We start from the raw sequence: 21,502 nt of genomic DNA, 5'->3' as shown, positions 1-21,502 counted from the left end.
TTGATTTAATGCGAAATAAAAATAGTGTTTTTTTGAAATTTATATTTCTCCCGCAGATTGCACAAATTTGCACAAATGTTTGAAAACACTTTTAAAACCCATGGAAACCTGCGTATTCTGTAAGAGATTAAATTCTCATTTTTTTTAAATTAATTTTAAGTTTCCCGTAAAAGGATAATGAAGCGAAAATTTTATCTTTGTAAGACTAACCTAATTTATGAGAGCCTACAACACCAAACATTTCCTTAAAATCCTTTTCAGTTTACATAAAAGGGATACATTGAAAATCCTTTTTCCTAGTATGATTTTGGTAGGGCTATACTCGTGGGGAATTCAATATTTAGAAGTGGAATATTTTCACCTTACTTCAAAATCGGGAGTCAGTAATGTGGGAATGATTCATTCTTTATTAGGCTTTGTACTTTCTTTATTATTGGTTTTCAGGACAAATACAGCGTACGACAGATGGTGGGAAGGAAGAAAGCTTTGGGGGAAATTGGTAAATGATACCCGAAATTTCGCAGTAAAAATCAATAACATATTAATTGATGACAGAAAAGACGCTGAACAAATTGCCAGATATTTAAAGTTCTATCCTCACTTTTTAGCCAAGCATCTTTCTAAGGAATCCACGAGATTAGCTTTGGATGAAGATTATTCTGAAATCGAAAAATCTTTGAAACATCACGGGCCAAGTGAAATTGTCATTCTTTTAACGCATAAATTAGGTCAGTTAAAAAAAGAAGGAAAAATATCAGACGTTGAAATGCTGTATTTAGACACACAACTTTCCGGCTTTCTTGATGTTTGCGGAGGTTGCGAAAGAATTAAAAACACTCCAATTCCTTATTCTTATTCATCGTTTATCAAGAAATTTATTATTCTTTATGTCTTTGCCCTGCCGATTGCTTATGTCATTAATATTGGGCTTTTCATGGTTCCGTTGACCGTTTTTGTTTATTATGTTTTGATGAGTCTGGAAATGATTGCAGAAGAAATTGAAGATCCTTTTAATAATGATGAAAATGATATTCCGATGGAAACTTTAGCCCAGAATATTGAAAAAAATGTTCATCAAATCATGGGCTTGAAAAAATAAAAAACGAGCTTCAAGGAGAGTAATCTTTAATTATAGTGAGTTTAGATTAGCCTTTAATTCACATTCTGAAGCTATAAATACCTTTTTTAATGATAAATTTGATAAATTAGAGGACTAAAGTAAACTTCTTACTAAAGATAAGAACTCAATTATCACCAAGATAGTCATTGGAAACCACCTTATCTGGTAAGCAAAATCCAAAGAGAAATGAAGTTCGTAGATGATAATAGAAACAGATACGAGTTTATTATCGAGAAGAAGAAAATTTATAAAGACAGAAAATTAATTTCAACAAAATAATACATTGGTACACAAATTAAAACTGGAAGAACTTAACAGAATAGATGTAGAAACATTCAAGAAAGTTGAGAAGATTCCTTTGATCATTATTTTAGATAATATCAGAAGTATGCACAACGTGGGTGCTACCTTCAGAACGGCAGATGCTTTTTTAATTGAAAAAATTATTCTGTGCGGGATCACTCCACAACCGCCCCACCGTGAAATTCACAAAGCAGCATTGGGTGCAACGGAAAGCGTTGACTGGAGCTATGAAAGTGATATTAACAATGCAATTAGCGATCTTAAGAGCAAAGGATTTGAAATTATCGGCATCGAGCAAACCTCAAACAGCCAGATGATTACAGATTTTACGATTGATAAAACGAAGAAATATGCTTTAATTCTAGGAAATGAAGTGGAAGGCATAAGCGATGAAGCATTAGAAAATATTGATACATTTTTAGAAATTCCCCAGTTGGGAACCAAGCATTCTTTAAATGTAAGCGTATGTGGCGGAATCGTCATGTGGGAGTTCACAAAAGCCCTAAAATAAAAAAACTGCATGTGTCTAAAAGACAGTGCAGTTTGAAATAAATCTAATAAAAAGTAAAAATGAAAGGCGACAAAGATACTTTTTTTTTCGTCGCGAACAAATTTTAAAATTAGTTTTTTTATTTTTCCTAAAAAAAATATAGGTTTTCAGAAAAAGTTTCGTTTAATTTTTTATAAATTAGCACAATGTTTATCAAGGACTATATCTCAAAAGATTTCCCGTGTTTTAGCCTGACTGACTCAATAGAATCAGCAAGAGACATGTTAGAGGACTTTGGATATTCCCATGTTTTCGTTAAAAAATCCCATCACTTTTACGGAGCAATTGCTCAGGATTTCCTTTATGAAGAAGAAGGAACCCTGAAAGATCTGGAACATCAGATTGAGCGTTTTGCCATTCTTGAGGATAATAATATTATGGACAGCATTCGTCTGTTTTATACTTTCAATGCCAACATCATTCCGGTTATCAATAAAAGTGAAAAGTATTTGGGATATATCAGCTGTGAAGACATTTTCCAGGATTTGTCTAAATACCCGCTGTTTTCGGAACTCGGAGCTATCCTTACGATTGAAACCCCTGCCAGAAAATATTCAATGACAGAAATTGCCAATATTATTGAGAGCAACAACTCTAAATTTTATGGTGGATTCATCAGTTTTATGTCCGATGAAGTGATTCATGTGACCATAAAGATCAGCAATGAAAATCTGAGCTCGATAGACGCAACTTTTGACCGTTACGACTATAGAATTGTAGAAAAATTCTATTCTGACGAAAAATCAGATCTGTTTAAAGACAGATTCGGGTTTTTACAAAAATTCATAGAAATTTAAACATGAAGGCAGCCATATATTCTCAGAAAAAAGATCTTGATACTTTTTTATATTTAAGCAAATTTGTTTCAGAACTTGAAAGCAGAGGCGTAAAGTCTGTTTTGTACGAGGAAATGGCGGAAGCGCTTCAGTTTTCAAAAATTTTTGAGACCTTTAATAATAAACAGGATCTTATCGATAAAGAAGTTGATCTTTTCTTCACTTTCGGTGGAGATGGTACGATCGTAAACTCTTTAACTTTTATTGAAGATCTTGAAATCCCTATTGTAGGTGTAAACACCGGAAGATTAGGATTTTTGGCAAGTTTTACCAAAGAAGAAGCCTTCAAAGAATTGGATGCTATCTTGAAAGGTGATGTAAAAACAAGCCGCCGTGCAGTAATCGAGGTCGTTTCACCAAGATCAGATGATTTTTTTCCGTATGCTTTAAATGATGTTACTGTTTCCAGAAAAGAAACAACATCCATGATTACGGTTGATTCATATATTAATGATGAATTTTTAAATGTATTTTGGGGAGACGGTGTCATTGTTTCTACCCCGACAGGTTCTACCGCCTATTCTTTAAGCTGTGGCGGACCGATCATTTCTCCCAATAACGAAAACTTTGTCATCACTCCTATCGCTCCTCACAATCTGAATGTGAGACCTTTAGTTGTAAATGACAGGGTTGAAATCAAATTCAGAGTAGAAAGCCGAGTACCTCAATATTCACTTTCTTTAGATTCAAGATTAATCCATATAGAAACAGATAAAGAAATCATTATTAAAAAGGCAAGTTTCCAGATACTTCTGGTACAGCCGAATGATCTGAGCTTCTATGAAACCATCCGCCAGAAACTACTTTGGGGGCGCGACAAAAGAAATTAACAATTTATCAAAAATTCTTACCTTTACAGGAATTTTAGAAACACCTAATAATTTATATAAAAAGTAAAACATGAGCAGAATTTTCCCGGCAGGAGTTGCCACAGGTCAATTAGTTACTGATATTTTTCAGCATGCTAAAGAAAACAAATATGCATTACCAGCAGTAAACGTAATTGGTTCTAGTAATGTAAATGCTGTTATGGAAACTGCAGCAAAATTAAACTCTCCTGTTATTATTCAGTTTTCTAACGGTGGAGCTGCTTTTAACGCAGGAAAAGGATTAAGCAATGACGGTCAGAAGGCTGCTATTTTAGGATCTATTGCCGGAGCGAGACATATTCACACGCTTGCAGAAGCTTACGGAGCAACTGTAATTTTACATACAGACCACTGTGCAAAGAAATTATTGCCTTGGATCGACGGATTATTGGATGCTAGTGAAGAATTTTACAAGCAAACAGGAAAATCTCTTTACTCTTCTCATATGCTGGATCTTTCTGAAGAATCTTTAGAAGAAAACTTAGAGATCTCTGTTAAGTATTTCGAAAGAATGGCTAAAATGCAGATGACTTTAGAAGTTGAAATCGGAGTTACAGGAGGTGAAGAAGATGGTGTAGACAATTCTGATGTAGACAATTCTAAATTATATACTCAGCCTGAGGATATCGCTTATACTTACGAAAAATTAAAAGCTGTTTCTGATAACTTTACGATTGCAGCAGCATTCGGTAACGTGCACGGAGTTTACAAACCAGGAAACGTGGTTCTTACACCAAAAATCCTTGACAACTCTCAGAAATTCGTTGAAGAGAAGTTCGGAACGGGTAAAAAACCTGTGAATTTTGTATTCCACGGAGGTTCTGGATCTACTTTAGAAGAGATCAGAGAAGCTATCGATTACGGTGTGATCAAGATGAACATCGATACAGATCTTCAATTCGCTTACACAGAAGGAATCAGAGATTATATGGTTAACAATATCGATTATCTGAGAGCTCAAATCGGAAACCCTGAAGGAGAAGAAAAACCTAACAAAAAATTCTATGACCCAAGAGCTTGGGTAAGAAAAGGTGAAGAAACTTTCTCTACAAGACTGGTTAAAGCGTTTGAAGACTTAAATAACGTAAATACGCTTAAATAAATTATAAATAAAAGATAAAAGATGAATGATAAGTGATTTTTAAACCGCTTTCATCATCTTTTATCTTTTATCATACATCAATTATATAGATATGGCATTCGACTGGTTTAAAAGAAAAGCAAAAAACATTACGACCTCTACTGATGAAAAAAAGGATGTTCCCAAAGGTCTTTGGCACCAAACTCCGTCAGGAAAAGTAGTAGAACATGATGAACTGAAGAAAAACAATTATGTTTCTCCTGAAGACGGATTTCATGTAAGAATAGGAAGTGCAGAATTTTTTGAAATACTTTTTGACGAAGGTAAATTCACTGAACTAGATGCTAATGTTGAAAGTATTGACATCCTGAACTTCAAAGATACAAAGCCTTACGCAGACCGCTTAAAAGAGGTAAAAGCTAAAACAAAGCTTACAGATTCCATCAGAAATGGTGTAGGAACTGTAAACGGAACTAAAATGGTAGTTTCTTGTATGGATTTTGCTTTTATCGGAGGATCATTAGGTTCTGTAATGGGTGAAAAGATCAGAAGAGCAATTGATTACTGTATCGTCAACAAACTTCCTTACATGATCATTTGTCAGTCAGGAGGAGCGAGAATGCAGGAAGCAACTTATTCATTGATGCAGTTGGCTAAAGTACAGGCTAAATTGGCTCAGCTTTCAGAAGCAGGACTTTTATACATCGCATACCTTTGCGATCCTACTTTTGGAGGAATTACAGCTTCTTTCGCAATGACTGCAGACATCATTATGGCTGAACCTAAAGCTTTGATCGGCTTTGCAGGACCAAGAGTTATCCGTGAGACCATCGGTAGAGATTTACCGGAAGGTTTCCAGACTTCTGAATTCTTGCAGGAAAAAGGATTCGTTGATTTCATCGTAAAAAGAACTGAAATTAAGGAAGCTGTAGCTAAAACAGTAAATTTATTAGCCGTACATGCTTAAAATTTGTAACAAATACAATACAATCTCTCTCTAATTGGGGAGAGATTTTTATTTATGAGGACTTTTAACATATTTTTCAATACCATCCGAGCCATGAGCTTTAAAAAGATTTGTCGTCTTTTATCGCTTGTTCTCCCCCATCCTCTTTTTTCTTTATTCAGCTTTTATGCCACCATACAGGCTTTCACTATCGCTCAGAAACGCTTTCCCGAAACAGCATCCAACAATGGGATAGGTAATGCTTTCAGACACGCCCTTTGGAGCGCTTTCATTCTGATGTACTGCAGTAAGATTTCTTCACCAGAAAAAGCATTGGATTTCTGTAAAAGAATAACCGATATGCACGAAGAATTATTTCCAAACAAACCTTTGGAAACCAAAATGGATCTTCACAACAACAAGATTGGAATGGATTACTTCATGGAATTGTTGCCCGGAATTCACCGTCAGTTTTTTGAAAAAGGATTTTTCACTGATGCTTTAATTGATAAAATGAAAGATGCAAAAGTTCTGAAAAACCTGGATGATGATTTTGCGGGACACTTAGTTTATTTAAATGAATAAAATTACAGATGCTTCGACTCCGCTCAGCATGACATCGCTACAAAATTACTGCTGAAAAAGCGGTTAGTATTAGATATGTCATGCTGAGCGGAGTCGAAGCATCTCAATACATATTCCTAAAAAATCAATTGAGCTTACAAAGAATATTTTTTGACTTTACATTAAATTTATTATCTTTTCTCAAATTTTAATTTAATCAAATGGTTCTCAGCAGAATTTGGTCGGCTTTTATTATCGTTGCCATTGCTATTGCAAGCATAAAGTATATGTCATCAAGTCATTACAAAACCATTTTCAATGATATGGTTGTTGGAAAAGGTGGTGATACGGTGCAGATAGCAACTCAGAAAATGAATACGCTCTCTCCTACCGTACGAGACAGTTTGATGAAAAAAACTGATTTTGCCGACAGCAGAATCCATTACAAGACAGATTCTCTTAAACAAGATGTAAAAGTATATCGTGTTCAGGAATCAGATGGCGTTATCGGAACTTCTGAAACCGCGGTGAAGATCTGCATCGGTCTGATAGGAATTATGACCTTATTTATGGGATTCATGAGTATCGCAGAAAAAGCAGGCGGAATCAATCTTTTAAGTCGATTAATTCAACCTTTCTTTTCAAAATTATTCCCAGAAATACCGAAAAACCATCCTGCTTTTGGACATATGCTGATGAATTTCAGTGCTAATCTTTTAGGGTTGGATAATGCTGCAACACCATTTGGTTTAAAAGCAATGGAAAGTCTGCAAACTTTAAATCCAAATAAAGATACCGCGAGCAATTCTCAGATTATGTTTTTGTGCCTTCATGCAGGAGGAATGACCTTAATTCCGGTTTCTATCATCGCTATCAGAGCTTCGATGGGGTCTAAAACTCCAACGGATATTTTTCTTCCGTGTATGATTGCCACATTTGCAGCGACGTTAGCGGCCATGATCATTGTTTCTTTATATCAAAAAATCAATCTTCTTCGTCCCGTAGTTATCGCTTATGTAGGCGGAATTTCCGCGATTATTGGACTTTTGGTTGTATACCTGGTTCAATTAAGCAAAGATGAATTAGATACCTTTAGTAAAGTATTAAGCAACGGATTGATTCTCTTTATTTTCTTGGGAATCGTTCTTGGTGCTCTTTATAAAAAAATCAATGTTTTTGATGCTTTTATTGAAGGCGCAAAAGAAGGTTTTACGACCTGTGTGAAAATCATTCCTTATTTAGTTGGAATGTTAATCGCAATTTCTCTTCTGAGAACTTCAGGAGTTTTTGATGTAATCATTGACGGAATGAAGTGGGTGGCGTACACTGCTAATTTCGATCCTCGTTTTGTTGACGGACTTCCAACTGCATTAATCAAACCTTTATCCGGTTCGGGAGCCCGTGGAATGATGGTTGATACCATGTCAACTTTCGGAGCCGATAGTTTCCAAGGGAAATTGGCGGCGGTTCTTCAAGGAAGCTCAGATACGACCTTTTATGTGATTGCTGTTTATTTTGGAGCAGTAGCCGTGAAGAATACGAGATACACGGTAATTGCTATGCTTTTGGCCGATTTAGTAGGTGTTATTACTGCGATTGCGTTGGCTTATTTGTTTTTTGCGTAAATGGTTAGAATATTTTACATTACACTTTTTTGTTTATTCATTGTCAGTTGTAAACAGGACAATGTAAGTAAATCTGTAAAAAGTAATTTCGTTCAAAATAAAAATTTAAAAGATTATATTAATTTCAAATATGATGAAGTTATTGCTTTTGCCAGTGTAAATCCTATGGATTATTATGATGGAGATTTTGATAAAGAATTAAATGTAAAAAAGTTTAAAGATACAATCAGCAAAACATTAAACCTTTCTCAAATAAAACATCTTAATGATATTTTAAGCGGAAGGGAAAATAAAAATCCTTTCACATCTGTTATTTTTACTGATTGCTTCTACCCCAGACATAATATTATTTTCCTTAAAGATAAAAAAGTCATTAATTATATTTCTGTTTGTTTTGAATGCAATAATATTAAAAGCAGTAAACCTCCACGTGCACACATAAAAAATTATCTCGACTTTTTTAATTCTATTAATTTAAGGATGTTTAATAATCCTATTGAACATTCAAAATATTATGATTCTATTAAATTTGCACACATAAACAATTTAAATAAAAAGAAATGATCACAGATAAAGAATTCACCTTACGACTAATACGTCAGTTAACTCAAGCATTAGAAAAACTGATTTTAGATAAACCTGAGGAAAGCTTAATGCAGAAAGAATTAGATTTCGAGACTTTAATGAGAGATATTTTCAAGTTTGATTTTACAACACTTTCTGCAAAATCAAAAGAAGAAATCATAGAAATCGTTAACGAAAGACAGGAAAGAGATCATAAAGATTATTACGAAATGCTGGGGAATCTTTTCTATTTTACAGGCAGAGGACAAAAAAACAATGACTTTTTAGACAAAGCAAAAACATTCTACGAATTATATCTTCAAACCAGCGGAATTTTTGCCCTTCCCGTTATCAACAGAATCAGCGAAATAAAAAAAGCACTTGAATAAAGTGCTTTTGTATTTTTAGAATGTAATTTTATATGTTCCGGTAGAGGATGTACTTGCTTTTTCGGCTTTTACATATTTCTTAACCCAAGACACCGCTGTAGAAGAAATACAAGAATCTGACGTTCCGCCTGAACGTCTTGCAGAGACTACATTTCCGGCTTTATCTACAGTATAAGCAATTGTGATTGTTCCACTTGCCGTACAGCTATTACTAGGTTGTGCACCGCCTCTTCCCATTGTTCCTGGAATGTATCCGATTAATTTTCTGTCGATTCCGACTTTACTGTCGCCATTTCCGTCACCGCCTAAAGGATCTCCTGCGTTTCCGATTCCTTCCCCAGTTCCCTGGTTTCCGGCTTTAGTCCCTCTTCCTTTAATTAAATTTCCGATGGCGGCATTTCCTTTTCCGTCGCCATTTCCAGTTTTGGAGTTGGCTGTTGTGGCGCCTGCTTTTTTAGTATTTTTAGAAGCAGAAGTGCTGGTAGCCGTTTTTTTATCTGTCTTTTTTGATTCTTCCTTTTCTTTAGGAGGAACAGTCATTTTTGAATTTTTTCCTGTAATAACCTTTTCCTTCACTTCAACTTTCTTAGGTTCTGGTGCAGGCTCTGACTTCACTATAGTTTTGGTTTCAGGAACAGCAGCCTCAACAGGTTCCGGAGTAACTTCTTCTGTCGCAGCGGCTAAACTTCCCTCCTGTTCAGCAGGTTCCTCAATGCCTTTCCCGTTTCTGTTGTCTCCAAAGTTGACGAGCATTGTGGTAACAACTTCATCTGGCTTTTTATCCAGCTCTGGCTTTAATTTATATAGAAAAACAAAAAGCAGGATTGCAGACCAAATAAGGATAGAAAGTATCGCACTCTTTATCCTATCTCTGTTTTGCTTGTCTTTGTTCACTGTATAACTTCTCATCTTAAAATGATCCTTCCCGATATTTTCGGAGTTATTATTTATCTTTAACCGTCGCAATGGCAATATTGAATTTATTCTTTTCAGCAATTTCCATTACAAAAACAACATCTTTATGCATTGTATTTTCGTCTGCACGAATGGTAAAAGATTTATTGGCTTGATCAGTTAATTTACTGACAATCACTGATTCCAATTGATCTTTCGTTACAGGACTATCATCCACAAAATAAGTTCCGTCCGGTTTAATACTTACCACCAAAGGATTCGGAATATTATCTTCTACTGCTCCCGCTTTCGGCAGATTCACCTCAATAGCGCTTTGATTGGCTGCCGATGAAGTAATCATAAAGAATATCAACATCAGCAAGATAACATCGGTCATCGCTGCCAAACTGAATTCGGGATTCGCTTTATTTCTTCTCTGAATTTTCATCTGGAAAGATTTATAAAGGTTTATTGATAAGATCTAAAAATTCGCCGGACATATTCTGTGCTTTCAATACAAATTTATCAATTCTTGTTAAAAGAATATTGTAGAAAAAGTTAGCCGGAATTGCCACCGCAAGACCAACCGCAGTCTGTCCCAACGCCGTGTAAATACCTTCAGACAAAGTTTTCGGAGAGAAAGATCCTGATGCATGCGATAGATTAAAGAAAGCAATGATCATCCCGATAACCGTTCCCAAAAGCCCTAACATCGGTGCAATACTCGGTACAACCGCCAAAAGGTTAAGGTTTTTCTCCATATTCGCTACTTCTACCTGCGCCTGAGATTCCATTGCGCTTACAATGTCGGAAACCGGACGTCCCAATCTTGAGATTCCCTTTTCTAGAATCCTTCCTTCAGGAGAGTTTTGTCTTTTACAGTAATCTGCAGCAGATTCTATTTTGCCTTCTTTAATAAAATCTTCAATGTTATCCATGAAATTGGCATCCGTTTTTGAAGTCAGCCTTTTAATAAAGAAAAAACGTTCAAAAAACAGATATACCGAAAACACGCCAAGTGCCAACACGGTAAACATTACTATTTTGGCGAAAGCTCCACCATGGAACATGATCTTCCAAAATGAAAATTCTAAATCGTCTGTTGCAACTGCAGGTGCAGTTATTTGTGCAAATAAAATCTGAGTAAGTTCCGTTAGCAGCATTAATATTAGTATTTATAAAGGTTTTAACGACAAAAGTAGTTGAATATTATGAATTGATGTCTTAAAAAATGCTTAAAAACACCTTAAATTTTGTTATTTTTTATCAACAGCAAATTTCTCTCCAAAAAGCATTTGAAAAGAAATTCGATTATAAAACTATTGAAGAGAAGATTAAATTAATCTTCGTCTACCACAATCTCATCTTGTTTAAATTCGCATTTGAGCCTAAAAGGAATCGGTTTGCCGGATCCTGTGTAGAAATCATCAATATTTCCTTTCCAAATCACCTGAAGCACGTCTTCTTCGTTTTTTTCGAATTGAAGCTCATTATCATAGATAAAAGCATCTTCATCGTCAAAAAGATCTACTTCTGTATAGGTTTCCTCTTCAGAATCATTGATTTGAATGGTTTTTCCTTCTATTTCCGCTGTCTCGATAGGAAAATCGAAAATATTCAGCGAAAGCTGTGGAAAATTGTAGTGTAAAGAATCATCGTCTACATGATCTAAGCTGTCATCCGTGATTATTTCAACCTCAAGAAAATGTTCTTGGTTACTGTAAACCGCCTTGCAATAAGTATTTCTAATATTGTATGTTAGCGTTTCCTCCGGATGGTAAATTTTTAAAATCCCTTTCATTATTTCTTAAAAAAGAGCTGTAATAAATATGATTGTTAAACGTTTTCAGCAAAGATAAAAAATAGATTGAAAGCGGAAAATTTTTTGAAAATTATTTTTCTAAAAATCCCGTTTATTAATAATCGGTTTATTTCAATAATACTTACTTTTGTTTTCATAAAGATTCTGAAAATGAAAAACATTTTATCGAAAAGCATTTTAGGTTTAGGCTTAGCAGTAAGCTTAATTTCATGTAAAAAATCCGATTCTCCTTTAACGAAAGTGACTCCGACAAACATAGATTCCATTGCTTCAAATTATTACGAGCAATATCTAAAGTTGTATCCGTTGGATGCTACATCGCAGGGAGATCTCAGATATAATGATCAGCTTCCGATAAACATCGATAAAGACTTCATTTCCGGGGAAGTAGCTTTTTACAATTCTGTTCAGAAACAATTGGATCAGGTAGATTACAAGAGTCTTTCTGATGACGATAAAGTGGTGTATGACGTTTTGGATTATACTTTAAAAGATAAAATTGAAGCCTATGCTTATCATCCTGAATATATTCCTTTTACCCAATTTGGAGGATTGCCATTAAATTTTCCTTTGTACGGAAGCGGAGAAGGAAGTCAGCCCTTTAAAACCGAAAAAGATTACGAAGACTGGTTAAAAAGAATGGAAAAATTCCCTTTATGGATGGATGCCGCGATTGAAAATTTCAAAGAAGGAATCAATAATAAAGTGGTTTTGCCTAAAAAACTAATCGTAAAGATGATTCCTCAGATGAAAGCTGAAGAAATCGTCACTCCTGATTTTGAAAAGAATATTTTCTACGGACCTATTGAAAAATTTCCGAAAGATTTCACTCAGGCTCAAAAGGATAAATTGACAAAATTATATCAGGAAGCTATTTCTAAAAAAATAATTCCTGCTTACACTAAAATGGCCAAATTCTTAGAAACAGAATACCTGCCAAAAGGAAGAGACACAGACGGTTACAACAGCCTGCCGAAAGGAAGCGACATCTATGCTTATTATGTAAAAAGCTGGACGACAACCAATAAATCTCCGGAAGAAATTAATAAAATAGGACTTCAACAAGTTGCCATGCTTCGTGCCGAAATGGAAAAAGTAAAACAACAGGTTGGCTTTTCAGGAACGTTAGAAGAATTCATCAATTTTGTAAAAACTGATCCAAAAGCGATGCCTTACAAGACTTCTAAGGAAGTTTTAGCCGGATTTAACGGGATTTTAGCTAAAATTACTCCAAAACTGAAAACCATGTTCAGTGTAACCCCGAAAACAAAATTTGAGATCAGACAGACTGAAAAATTCAGAGAAGCTAGTGCAAGCGCAGAATATATCCAGGGAACGCCAGATGGAAAAAGACCGGGAATTTTTTATGTTCCGCTTCCTGATCCTTCCAAGTTCAATGTAACATCTGGAATGGAATCGCTTTTCTTACATGAAGCTATTCCTGGACACCATTATCAGGTTTCTCTGCAACAGGAAAACACGAAATTACCAAAGTTCATGAGGTTCGGATGGTTTGGAGCTTACGGTGAAGGCTGGGCGCATTATTGCGAAACTCTAGGTCCGGAATTCGGATTGTATACGGATCCTTATCAGAAAATGGGTTATTTAAGCGACCAAATGTTGAGAGCCGTAAGATTGGTTGTTGACACCGGAATTCACACCGGAAAAATGTCTAGAGAAGAAGCTATCAAATATTTCCTAAGCAATATTTCTTATGATGAAGCAGGCGCAGCTGCCGAAGTTGAGAGATACATGGCAATGCCTGGACAGGCTTTAGGATATAAAATAGGTTCGTTAAGAATCCGCGAATTGAGAGATCAATATCAAAAACAGCTTGGAAATAAATTTAGTCTGGCAAAATTCCATGATGAAGTGTTGAGCCAGGGTTGCCTTCCTTTGGATGTTTTGAACAGAAAAATGGAGCTTTGGGCGAAGAAGCAGAAGTAAAGAATTATAATTTAGGCGGAGCCTTTAATTGCTGCGCCTTTTTTTAACAGAAAATCCACTCAATTAAATATCATCAAAATGATCACAGAAAGTCTAAAATCTCTTTACACAAGAGATCTCAATAAATTAAAAACAGAAATTGAAGCTTATCAAAACGAAGCTTCAATGTGGAAAACAGATGAAAACATTGCCAATTCGGCTGGAAATCTTTGTCTTCACTTGGTTGGAAATCTTAATCATTTTGTTGGAGCAATACTAGGAAATTCCGGTTATGTGAGAAACAGGGAACTTGAGTTTTCGTTAAAAGATATTCCACGTACCGAGTTACTCGAAAAAGTTGAAGGAACATTAGATATTGTCATCAAAACACTCGATCAGCTTAGTGTAAATGATCTGGAAAAAGAATATCCTACTGAAGCTTTAGGATATAAAATGACAACCGAATATTTTCTGATCCATTTGTTTGGGCATTTGAGTTATCATTTGGGGCAGATCAATTATCACAGAAGATTACTGGATAATTAAAAACATATTTTCAATAGTAAAAACAACCTTTTTTGAGGTTGTTTTTTTATTTATCGAACATCATCTTCGTAATAAAATCCTTCTCGCCTTTACCTCTTGCAGGAGAATATTCTCTTCCGTAGAAAATGATTTGAAGATGGAGTTTATTCCAAACTTCTTCCTTCCAAATATTTTTTGCGTCTCGTTCCGTTTCTACGACGTTTTTCCCGGAAGTCAGCTTCCATTGCGTCATCAGTCTGTGAATGTGTGTATCGACAGGAAAAGCGGGAAATCCAAAGCCTTGGCTCATTACTACGGAAGCAGTTTTGTGACCAACTCCAGCCAACTCTTCTAACTCCTGATAAGTTTGCGGAACAATACTGTTATGTTTTTCCACCAATACTTCTGCCATTTTCTTTAGGTTTTTAGCTTTGGTATTGGATAATCCTATTTCTTTGATCAATTCTTTAATTTCAGAAACCTCCAATTTTGCCATCTTTTCAGGCGTATCTGCAACTGCAAATAACTGAGGCGTCACCTGATTTACTTTTTTGTCGGTCGTCTGCGCAGAAAGTGCCACCGCAACCATCAATGTATACGGATCTTTGTGATCCAACGGAATAGGAACTTCAGGATATAATTTCTCTAATTCGAGTTGCACAAGCTCGGCTCTTTGCTTTTTTGTCATTTAACCATTAAATTTGAACAAAATTAAATCATTATGCTGAAAGTTGGAGACAAATTACCAGAATTTGAAGGAACAAATCAAGATGGAGAAATGGTAACCTCATCAAAATTAATTGGAAAAAAATTAGTAATCTTCTTTTATCCTCAAGCTAATACTCCAACCTGTACGGTAGAAGCTTGTAATCTGAGTGATAATTATTCTCAATTAGAAAAAGCTGGATTTCAGTTATTGGGAATAAGTGGAGATTCTGTGAAAAAACAGAAGAACTTTCATAACAAATTTGCCTTTCCTTATGATCTGATAGCGGATGAAAATCGTGATATCATTGAAAAATTCGGAGTTTGGCAGGAAAAGAAAACGTTCGGAAAAACCTACATGGGAATTGTAAGAACGACATTTATTTTTGACGAAAAAGGTGTTTGTGAAAGAGTAATTGAAAAAGTGACTTCTAAAACGGCGGCTGAGCAGATCTTGGAAGGGTAAATATACATTAGCTTGTCATTCTAACGAAGAAACACAGCCTGAATTTCATTGAAAATCAAACCCTTAACCATCAAAATTATTTTATAGGTTAAGAACATTAAGTTTAGATTCTTCCTTCGTCAGAATGACAAACATAATGGGAAATTATTCCGTTTCGTAATACATCAACTCTTCATCTTCATGGGGAAGAGTGACATGATTTTTGAATTTTAATCCTAATTTTTCGATTAATTTTTGGGAAGAAAAATTGTCTTTTGAGGTTATGGCAGAGATCTTTTTTAAACCAAAATCATCCATTCCGATGGATTTTACTTTTTGAGCTGCTTCATATGCATACCCTTTGCCTTCAAATTCTTCTAACAGAGAAAATCCGATATCTACGATGTCCAGGCCTTCTCTTTCGAAAATTCCTACTCCACCGATCTTCTCATTTTTATCTTTAGTTACAACCAAATAATTTCCGAAACCTAGTTTTTCAATTTGCGGAAGAAATCTGTTTTTGATGTAGTTTTCAGCATCCTCAACTGTCTTAATATGGCGGTCTCCGATATATTTTATGAATTTTGGTGTGTTGTACAATTCAAAAATAAACTCTCTGTCATCCACTGACATTGGACGAATAATGAGTCTTTCTGTTTCGTAGACGTTATTTTCGCTTGGCTGGTTTTTTAGGCTCATCTTTGGGTTCTTCTTTCTTTTCGATTTTCATAAGCCTTGGATTATTCGCACATTTCTTATTGTAAAGTTCAATATAAGCTCCGTTGTCTTTTACATTGGTAATGGCTCCTGTAGACTTATTTATCGTTAATGTATAATGTTTTTTCTGGTAGGGACATTCTTGTGAAGTCAATTTTCCGAGATCCAAATAGTAGTTAGAACCATCTTCATAATAATTCCCTGCTACATCTTTGAATTCTTCATCTACAATATACCCTTCAATCGTTGCTGCAATGGCAGCTTCCTGAATATTATCAACTGTTCCTATAAATGATTTTAAGCCATTAAGATCAGTAACATAATTCATCTTTCCACCAGAAGAATAGGCAATATAATAAAAGCTGTCCTCATCAGGGAAAAGATCAAATCCTGAAAATTGAGGCGTATAATCCTGCTTAGAGCCGGCAATACTGATCTCCTGATCTTTTGCATAGGTATTATAAACCAACACCCAAAAATCTATTTTCCCGTTTGGTATCATCCCTTTTAAAATATTAGGAATACTGCTAAATTTTTTCTTTTCCTGAGCATACGCAAGCGCACCTAAAAGAAAGAAAATCAACAAAATAAATCTGGATGTATTTTTTATCATAATTCAAAACGTGGCAGAAATTATGCCATTTTTTAAATGAATTTTTCTCCTTTCTTCAAATTTTTAAGATCAAGAACGTAATCTTTTATCAGCTGATCATGATCTCTTGGGCAAATCAGTAAAACTTTCTCTGTATCTACAACGATAAAGTCTTTCAATCCGTCAATAACAACTGCTTTATTGCTGTTTTTTACGTGAATGATGTTTCCTTCTGTGTTGTAGGTCAGAATATGTCTTTGCTTTACTGCGTTTTCATTCTCGTCTTTTTCAGCATTTTCATAAACGGATGTCCATGTTCCCAAATCGCTCCAACCAAGGTCAGAAGGAATTACATAAACATTTTTGGCTTTTTCTAAAATTCCGTTATCAATAGAAATTTTCTGAACTTTCGGATAAATAATTTCAATACAGCTTTTTTCACTGTCTGCATTGTATTCACAAGCCATAAAATGCTGTGTCATCTCAGGAAGGTACATTTCAAAAGCGTGATGAATAGTTTTTACATTCCAGATAAAAATCCCTGCATTCCAAAGGAAATCTCCACTTTCCATAAAGCTTTGTGCAAGTTCTAAAATAGGCTTTTCCGTAAATGTTTTTACTTTGAAATATTCTGATTCTTTTTTATCTACAAATTGTATGTAGCCGTAACCTGTATCAGGTCTGGTAGGTGTAATTCCCAACGTCACAAGATAGTCGTGCTTAGAAGCAAGATCAAAAGCTACCTCCACTTTTTCAAGGAAAATATCTTCTTTCAGAATCAAATGATCTGCCGGTAAGACGATCATTGTAGCATTAGGATTGATCTCAGAAATTTTATTAGCCATGTAAAGATTACATGCTGCCGTATTTTTTATCAAAGGCTCACCTACAATGTTTTCTTCCGGAACTTCCGGTAATTGCTGATGAGAGAGAGCCACGTACTCTTTATTCGTAATGACAAATATATTCTCATTGGGGATCATTTTTTTAATCCTGTCGTACGTCTGCTGAATCATCGTACGCCCGGTTCCTAAAATATCCTGAAATTGTTTTGGAAATTTCTGAGTGCTCAGCGGCCAGAATCGGCTACCGATTCCTCCAGCCATTATCACACAGTATTTATCTGAATTTGACATGTTTAACTACATTTTTCTACCCTCGCCAAAGGCTTGAAAGAATACTTCCTCCCAGTAGCCAGGTTCTTACAAAGATAGTTTTTTTTAATCAGACCTTCTAAAAAATACTTTTCATTTCGATAGATGAAATAGTCTCCTTTTTGAAGCTCTTCAATAAATTGAAGGGTATCATCTTGTTTTTCAATGTGAAAATATTTAACCAAATCGGGACTAGCCATGAAATTTGCCTTTGGAGACCTCGAAAATTTTGTGATAATTGGTCTTAATTCTTCCTCATACACCTCGATACTTTCAAGAAGCATTAATCGAAATGTTTCTTTCCACTCATTTCCGTGTGGAGAGATTCTTCTTCCATATTTTTCAAATGCTATTAAATGAGCCAATTCATGAGTCAGAACAAAGAAAAAAAGCTGTGGAGGAAGCGTAGAATTTATCGTAATTTCATGAGAATTGTCCGGAAGCTTTCTGTAATCTCCCAGTTTAGAATTCCTGTTTCGTGTAATTTTAATATGAATATAATAATCTAAAAACCAATGTTTTAAATATTGAAGCGTATTTGGCGGTAAATATTTTTCTAATGATTGAATAGACATTTTACAAACTTAGTGGAATTCCTGCATAGAAATTCAATAATTTAAGACTGAAAAGATAGTTAAATTTAGCCTGAGCCACAGAACCTTGCGCGTTTGCATAATTATTTCTTGCAACATTCACATCGTAGATCGTTGTTCTTCCTGCAACATAACTCTTGTCTGCGAAATCTAAAGCTAATTTTGTACTTTTCTCGGCTTCTACAGAAGCTAAATATATTTCATAGTTGGCATCAACATCAAATTGCGCCTTCTGAACATTTTGTCTTACGGTCTGTTTTTGCTGTTCTAAGGTCGTTTTAGCAATGCTTTCATTAATTTTTGACTGCTCAACCTGAAGTTTAGTAATTCCTTTATTAAAAATCGGAATATTGATAGAAATTCCTGCATTTTGCCCAAAATTGTCTTTATACTGCGGGAAGAAAACTCTTTCATCCTGTGCATTTAAGAGATTATTGTAAAAACTTCCAATCCCTGCGCTCGCCGTTATTGTCGGCCAAAATGCTGTCTTAGTTACTTCTGTCTGAGCTACGGCGGATTTAATTCGGCTTTCCGCGGCTTTCACCTGAGGCTGATTTTCATAAGCTGTCGTCAAAACCTCATCTACAGATTTCAATTGCGGAGACAGCTGATCTGAAACACTTACATCTTCCACATCAAAATCTTTATACTCATTTAACTGTAAAAGCTGAGCCAGTGCAAATAAACTTCTTCCAACATTAATTTCAGCAGTTTTAAGGTTTTGCTTTTCTCTTGCCAAGCCAGCATCAGCTTCCGCCAATATCGTTTGAGCCGTCGTTCCAACCTGAGTTGTGATTTTTGCTCTGTCGGCTTGTTTTTGAGCATTTTCTACCGCTGCCTGTGAAATTTTCACGATTTCTTTGTTCAACAAAGTCGTTAAATACTGCTGAGCGATTTGCAGAGAAATATCATTTTTGATGGTTTCAATGTCATACTGGCTTGCTTCAACATCAAATTCCGTCTTACGAACCGTTTTTTCTAATCTTCCGTTGTTGTAAACCAAAATATCGGCACTAAGATTAGCATTATTACTAAATCTGTCGTTCCTGATACTTCCCGTCCCCAACGAAGCCTGACCAAAACTCACCGTATTTCCCACGCTCGCAGAAACAGACGGCAAATAGTTCTTTTTAGCTATTTTTAAATTAGAATCCTGAATTTGCTTTGAATATTCATTTTGGATCACCTGAAGATTATGCTCTACGGCATAGTCTACGCATTCTCTTAAGGACCATCTTTTCTGAGCGCTTAAGCCCATGCTTGTTAATCCCAAAACAATAATCCAAACTTTTTTCATATTCTGATTTTATCATATTAGACGAATCAAATTTAAAAAAGTTACAGATAAAAAAAATTAATGTTTTATTTTTATCAAACTTTTGAGAATTTTGCATCATGACAACTGAACAATATCAAGAAGCCGTTGACTGGCTTTTCATACAAGCACCTAATTATCAGATCGATGGAGAAAAAGCTTACAAGCCCGGTCTAGATAATATCACTAAACTTTGTGAATTTTTTGACAACCCTCAGAAAAAAATAAAATGCATCCATATCGGCGGAACCAACGGAAAAGGTTCTTCCAGCAATATGCTGGCTTCAGTTCTTCAGGATGCAGGTTATCAAGTGGGCTTATACAACTCACCTCATCTTATTGATTTTACGGAACGTATAAAAGTGAATGGAAGGAACTGTGACAAAGGGTTTGTATTCAATTTCATCCAAAAACTGAAAGGTCTTCCTGAAGATATCCTCCCTTCTTTTTTTGAATTTACTACGATTATGGCTTTTGAATATTTTTATCAGCAGCAGGTAGATTTTGCCATTATTGAAGTTGGTTTGGGCGGAAGATTAGATTCTACCAATATTATTAAACCTTTGGTTTCTGCTATTACAAATGTACAACTAGACCATCAAAATATTTTAGGTGATACGATTGAACAAATTGCATTTGAAAAGGCAGGAATCATTAAAAACAACACTCCAATTATTTTTGGTGACGAAAATGAGGTCGTAAAAAATATTATTAAAGAAAAATCAATTAAAGAAAATGCTTTATTTGTTGATGCTACGCTATTAAAAACTGATTTAAAATCCGACTTAAGGGGAAATTATCAGGAAAAAAATATAAAGGTTGTTCTAGCATTAATTGAAGAATTAAGAAAACTCAACGTGAATATCTCCGATCAAAATATTGAAAACGGATTATTAAACGTCCATAAAAACACCGGATTCATCGGTCGTTGGTTTGAATTCTCTCAAAAACCATTGACAATTTGTGATACCGGACATAATCAGGCAGGATTGGAGCAGGTTTTTGCTCAGCTGAATTCAATCGACAAACATAAACACGTTATTTTAGGTTTTGTTGTTGATAAAAAGATCGATGAAGTGATGAGTTTATTACCTGAAAACTCTGAGTTTTATTTTGCAAAACCGTCTATCCACAGGGGCAGACATCCGAAAGATTATGAAGATCTGCTGATAAATGCAAAAATTTTTTATAAAATTTTCGATTCTGTACAAGAGGCGTATTTATCTGCAAAACAACAATCTACAAATGAAGAAATGATTTTTATTGGCGGAAGTAACTTTGTTGTTGGAGAATTTTTAGAAAAAAATTTGGAGTTTTCCGAATAAGTCGTATATTTGCACCACTCTAAACGGTAATAACGTTACAGAGGGCGATTAGCTCAGTTGGTTCAGAGCATCTGGTTTACACCCAGAGGGTCGGGGGTTCGAATCCCTCATCGCCCACAAAGGTTCCTACACCTTTAAAAAATTAGGGCTCTTAGCTCAGTTGGTTCAGAGCATCTGGTTTACACCCAGAGGGTCGGGGGTTCGAATCCCTCAGGGCCCACAAAATCTCTCTTTTTAAAGGGAGATTTTTTTGTTATATCATTTTATTCAGTATTTACAGGGGTTTCCAAAACTTGGGGACTAGGCAAAAAGTTTAGACAACCTGAAGAGGAAAAATGCTTTATCCCGCACGCCTCTTAATTGTACTCTGAAGTTTTTTATTTTAGCATTGAAAGACTCGGCGGAAGCATTCGTGCTTCTTCTTTCAAAATAATTGAGAATCTCATTGTAATGATTCATTATGGTTTTTCTGAGCACTGAGAAAGCTTTAAATCCTGATTCTTCCACCTCTTTAAACCAATGTGCCAATTTCAACAGTGCAACGGATTTTTGAATGTTTTGATTGTAAATTTTCCTCAGGCCATCAGATAAATTGTACGCTTTTTCTAAATCAGGATATTGCGAGAATAAGATTTCAGCTCG

The 21,502-nt window shown here is 35.2% G+C and carries 25 protein-coding genes and 2 tRNA genes; 16 read left to right on the top strand and 11 right to left on the bottom strand.

Annotation, left to right across the window (positions count from 1 at the left end; genetic code table 11):
• Positions 1 to 217: 217 nt before the first annotated feature.
• The 10 genes from BT156_RS11255 to BT156_RS11210 all read left to right on the top strand — a co-directional run bounded on the left by BT156_RS11255 (position 218) and on the right by BT156_RS11210 (position 8,847).
• On the top strand, positions 218 to 1,099 hold the full coding sequence (locus tag BT156_RS11255) for a bestrophin family protein (RefSeq protein WP_072410153.1): 882 nt from the start codon (positions 218 to 220) through the stop codon (positions 1,097 to 1,099).
• 304 nt (positions 1,100 to 1,403) lie between these two features.
• Positions 1,404 to 1,934, top strand: a complete 531-nt coding sequence (locus BT156_RS11250; protein WP_072410151.1) for an RNA methyltransferase — start codon at positions 1,404 to 1,406, stop codon at positions 1,932 to 1,934.
• A 185-nt stretch (positions 1,935 to 2,119) separates the two neighbouring features.
• Positions 2,120 to 2,770, top strand: coding sequence for a CBS domain-containing protein (locus BT156_RS11245; protein WP_072410149.1), 651 nt, complete (start codon positions 2,120 to 2,122; stop codon positions 2,768 to 2,770).
• 2 nt (positions 2,771 to 2,772) lie between these two features.
• Entirely contained in the window at positions 2,773 to 3,639 is an 867-nt protein-coding gene (locus BT156_RS11240) for an NAD kinase (RefSeq protein ID WP_072410147.1), read from the top strand.
• A 70-nt stretch (positions 3,640 to 3,709) separates the two neighbouring features.
• The gene (gene fbaA / locus BT156_RS11235; protein WP_072410144.1) at positions 3,710 to 4,780 is read left to right on the top strand and encodes a class II fructose-bisphosphate aldolase; all 1,071 of its coding nucleotides are present in this window, start codon (positions 3,710 to 3,712) and stop codon (positions 4,778 to 4,780) included.
• 91 nt (positions 4,781 to 4,871) lie between these two features.
• A complete protein-coding gene (gene accD, locus BT156_RS11230; RefSeq protein WP_072410142.1) occupies positions 4,872 to 5,726 on the top strand; it encodes an acetyl-CoA carboxylase, carboxyltransferase subunit beta in 855 nt (284 codons plus the stop codon).
• A 54-nt stretch (positions 5,727 to 5,780) separates the two neighbouring features.
• Entirely contained in the window at positions 5,781 to 6,290 is a 510-nt protein-coding gene (locus tag BT156_RS11225; RefSeq protein WP_072410140.1) for a DUF6973 domain-containing protein, read from the top strand.
• Between the two features lie 200 nt (positions 6,291 to 6,490).
• Complete coding sequence (locus BT156_RS11220; RefSeq protein ID WP_072410138.1) at positions 6,491 to 7,894, top strand: nucleoside recognition domain-containing protein; 1,404 nt, start codon at positions 6,491 to 6,493, stop codon at positions 7,892 to 7,894.
• Positions 7,895 to 8,458 (top strand): hypothetical protein, encoded by a 564-nt coding sequence (locus tag BT156_RS11215; RefSeq protein ID WP_072410136.1) that lies wholly within the window; start codon positions 7,895 to 7,897, stop codon positions 8,456 to 8,458.
• Positions 8,455 to 8,847: a hypothetical protein gene (locus BT156_RS11210; RefSeq protein ID WP_072410134.1), complete on the top strand. Its 393-nt coding sequence runs from the start codon at positions 8,455 to 8,457 to the stop codon at positions 8,845 to 8,847. Before BT156_RS11215 ends, BT156_RS11210 begins: the two co-directional genes overlap by 4 nt.
• 15 nt (positions 8,848 to 8,862) lie before the next feature.
• Here the strand turns inward: BT156_RS11210 and BT156_RS11205 are convergent, their stop codons facing one another.
• The 4 genes from BT156_RS11205 to BT156_RS11190 form a co-directional block, all read right to left on the bottom strand.
• Positions 8,863 to 9,756: an energy transducer TonB gene (locus BT156_RS11205; protein WP_072410133.1), complete on the bottom strand. Its 894-nt coding sequence runs from the start codon at positions 9,754 to 9,756 to the stop codon at positions 8,863 to 8,865.
• Positions 9,757 to 9,790: 34 nt separating this feature from the next.
• Entirely contained in the window at positions 9,791 to 10,189 is a 399-nt protein-coding gene (locus BT156_RS11200) for an ExbD/TolR family protein (RefSeq protein ID WP_072410131.1), read from the bottom strand.
• A gap of 10 nt (positions 10,190 to 10,199) precedes the next feature.
• Complete coding sequence (locus BT156_RS11195) at positions 10,200 to 10,904, bottom strand: MotA/TolQ/ExbB proton channel family protein (RefSeq protein WP_072410129.1); 705 nt, start codon at positions 10,902 to 10,904, stop codon at positions 10,200 to 10,202.
• 176 nt (positions 10,905 to 11,080) lie between these two features.
• Entirely contained in the window at positions 11,081 to 11,542 is a 462-nt protein-coding gene (locus BT156_RS11190) for a hypothetical protein (RefSeq protein ID WP_072410127.1), read from the bottom strand.
• Positions 11,543 to 11,713: 171 nt separating this feature from the next.
• Here BT156_RS11190 and BT156_RS11185 point away from each other — a divergent pair, with 171 nt between their 5' ends.
• Both BT156_RS11185 and BT156_RS11180 read left to right on the top strand, forming a co-directional pair.
• Complete coding sequence (locus tag BT156_RS11185) at positions 11,714 to 13,510, top strand: DUF885 domain-containing protein (protein WP_072410125.1); 1,797 nt, start codon at positions 11,714 to 11,716, stop codon at positions 13,508 to 13,510.
• A 78-nt stretch (positions 13,511 to 13,588) separates the two neighbouring features.
• On the top strand, positions 13,589 to 14,035 hold the full coding sequence (locus BT156_RS11180; protein ID WP_072410123.1) for a DinB family protein: 447 nt from the start codon (positions 13,589 to 13,591) through the stop codon (positions 14,033 to 14,035).
• Between the two features lie 46 nt (positions 14,036 to 14,081).
• On the opposite strand, the gene BT156_RS11175 is transcribed toward BT156_RS11180, so the two are convergent.
• A complete protein-coding gene (locus BT156_RS11175; RefSeq protein ID WP_072410121.1) occupies positions 14,082 to 14,702 on the bottom strand; it encodes an endonuclease III domain-containing protein in 621 nt (206 codons plus the stop codon).
• A gap of 33 nt (positions 14,703 to 14,735) precedes the next feature.
• Here BT156_RS11175 and bcp point away from each other — a divergent pair, with 33 nt between their 5' ends.
• Positions 14,736 to 15,185 (top strand): thioredoxin-dependent thiol peroxidase, encoded by a 450-nt coding sequence (gene bcp, locus BT156_RS11170; protein WP_072410119.1) that lies wholly within the window; start codon positions 14,736 to 14,738, stop codon positions 15,183 to 15,185.
• A gap of 144 nt (positions 15,186 to 15,329) precedes the next feature.
• On the opposite strand, the gene BT156_RS11165 is transcribed toward bcp, so the two are convergent.
• From BT156_RS11165 to BT156_RS11145, 5 genes are read right to left on the bottom strand one after another with little or no spacing between them, the layout of a single operon-like run.
• The gene (locus tag BT156_RS11165) at positions 15,330 to 15,863 is read right to left on the bottom strand and encodes a GNAT family N-acetyltransferase (RefSeq protein WP_072410117.1); all 534 of its coding nucleotides are present in this window, start codon (positions 15,861 to 15,863) and stop codon (positions 15,330 to 15,332) included.
• Positions 15,832 to 16,494 (bottom strand): hypothetical protein, encoded by a 663-nt coding sequence (locus BT156_RS11160; RefSeq protein WP_072410115.1) that lies wholly within the window; start codon positions 16,492 to 16,494, stop codon positions 15,832 to 15,834. The genes BT156_RS11165 and BT156_RS11160 overlap by 32 nt, the downstream gene beginning before the upstream one ends.
• 32 nt (positions 16,495 to 16,526) lie before the next feature.
• Positions 16,527 to 17,609 carry a mannose-1-phosphate guanylyltransferase gene (locus tag BT156_RS11155; protein ID WP_228430097.1) on the bottom strand — a complete coding sequence of 361 codons (1,083 nt, stop codon included), beginning with the start codon at positions 17,607 to 17,609 and terminating at the stop codon, positions 16,527 to 16,529.
• A gap of 2 nt (positions 17,610 to 17,611) precedes the next feature.
• Positions 17,612 to 18,202 carry a SprT-like domain-containing protein gene (locus BT156_RS11150; RefSeq protein WP_072410114.1) on the bottom strand — a complete coding sequence of 197 codons (591 nt, stop codon included), beginning with the start codon at positions 18,200 to 18,202 and terminating at the stop codon, positions 17,612 to 17,614.
• A 1-nt stretch (position 18,203) separates the two neighbouring features.
• Positions 18,204 to 19,517, bottom strand: coding sequence for a TolC family protein (locus tag BT156_RS11145; RefSeq protein WP_072410112.1), 1,314 nt, complete (start codon positions 19,515 to 19,517; stop codon positions 18,204 to 18,206).
• 98 nt (positions 19,518 to 19,615) lie between these two features.
• Here BT156_RS11145 and BT156_RS11140 point away from each other — a divergent pair, with 98 nt between their 5' ends.
• The 3 genes from BT156_RS11140 to BT156_RS11130 all read left to right on the top strand — a co-directional run bounded on the left by BT156_RS11140 (position 19,616) and on the right by BT156_RS11130 (position 21,080).
• Positions 19,616 to 20,860 (top strand): bifunctional folylpolyglutamate synthase/dihydrofolate synthase, encoded by a 1,245-nt coding sequence (locus tag BT156_RS11140; RefSeq protein ID WP_072410110.1) that lies wholly within the window; start codon positions 19,616 to 19,618, stop codon positions 20,858 to 20,860.
• A 42-nt stretch (positions 20,861 to 20,902) separates the two neighbouring features.
• Positions 20,903 to 20,977 (top strand) — tRNA-Val (locus BT156_RS11135).
• Positions 20,978 to 21,005: 28 nt separating this feature from the next.
• A tRNA-Val gene (locus BT156_RS11130) sits at positions 21,006 to 21,080 on the top strand.
• 80 nt (positions 21,081 to 21,160) lie between these two features.
• Here BT156_RS11130 and BT156_RS11125 read toward each other — a convergent pair.
• Positions 21,161 to 21,502: transposase (locus BT156_RS11125; RefSeq protein WP_139255454.1), on the bottom strand; the 342-nt coding region annotated here is incomplete at its 5' end.

Origin of the sequence: Chryseobacterium limigenitum (genome assembly GCF_900114875.1) — a bacterium.
In the GTDB taxonomy this organism is placed as follows: Bacteria; Bacteroidota; Bacteroidia; order Flavobacteriales; family Weeksellaceae; genus Chryseobacterium; species Chryseobacterium limigenitum.
Note: the sequence above shows the minus strand (reverse complement) of the source record. Positions and strands in the feature narration are given on the sequence as shown.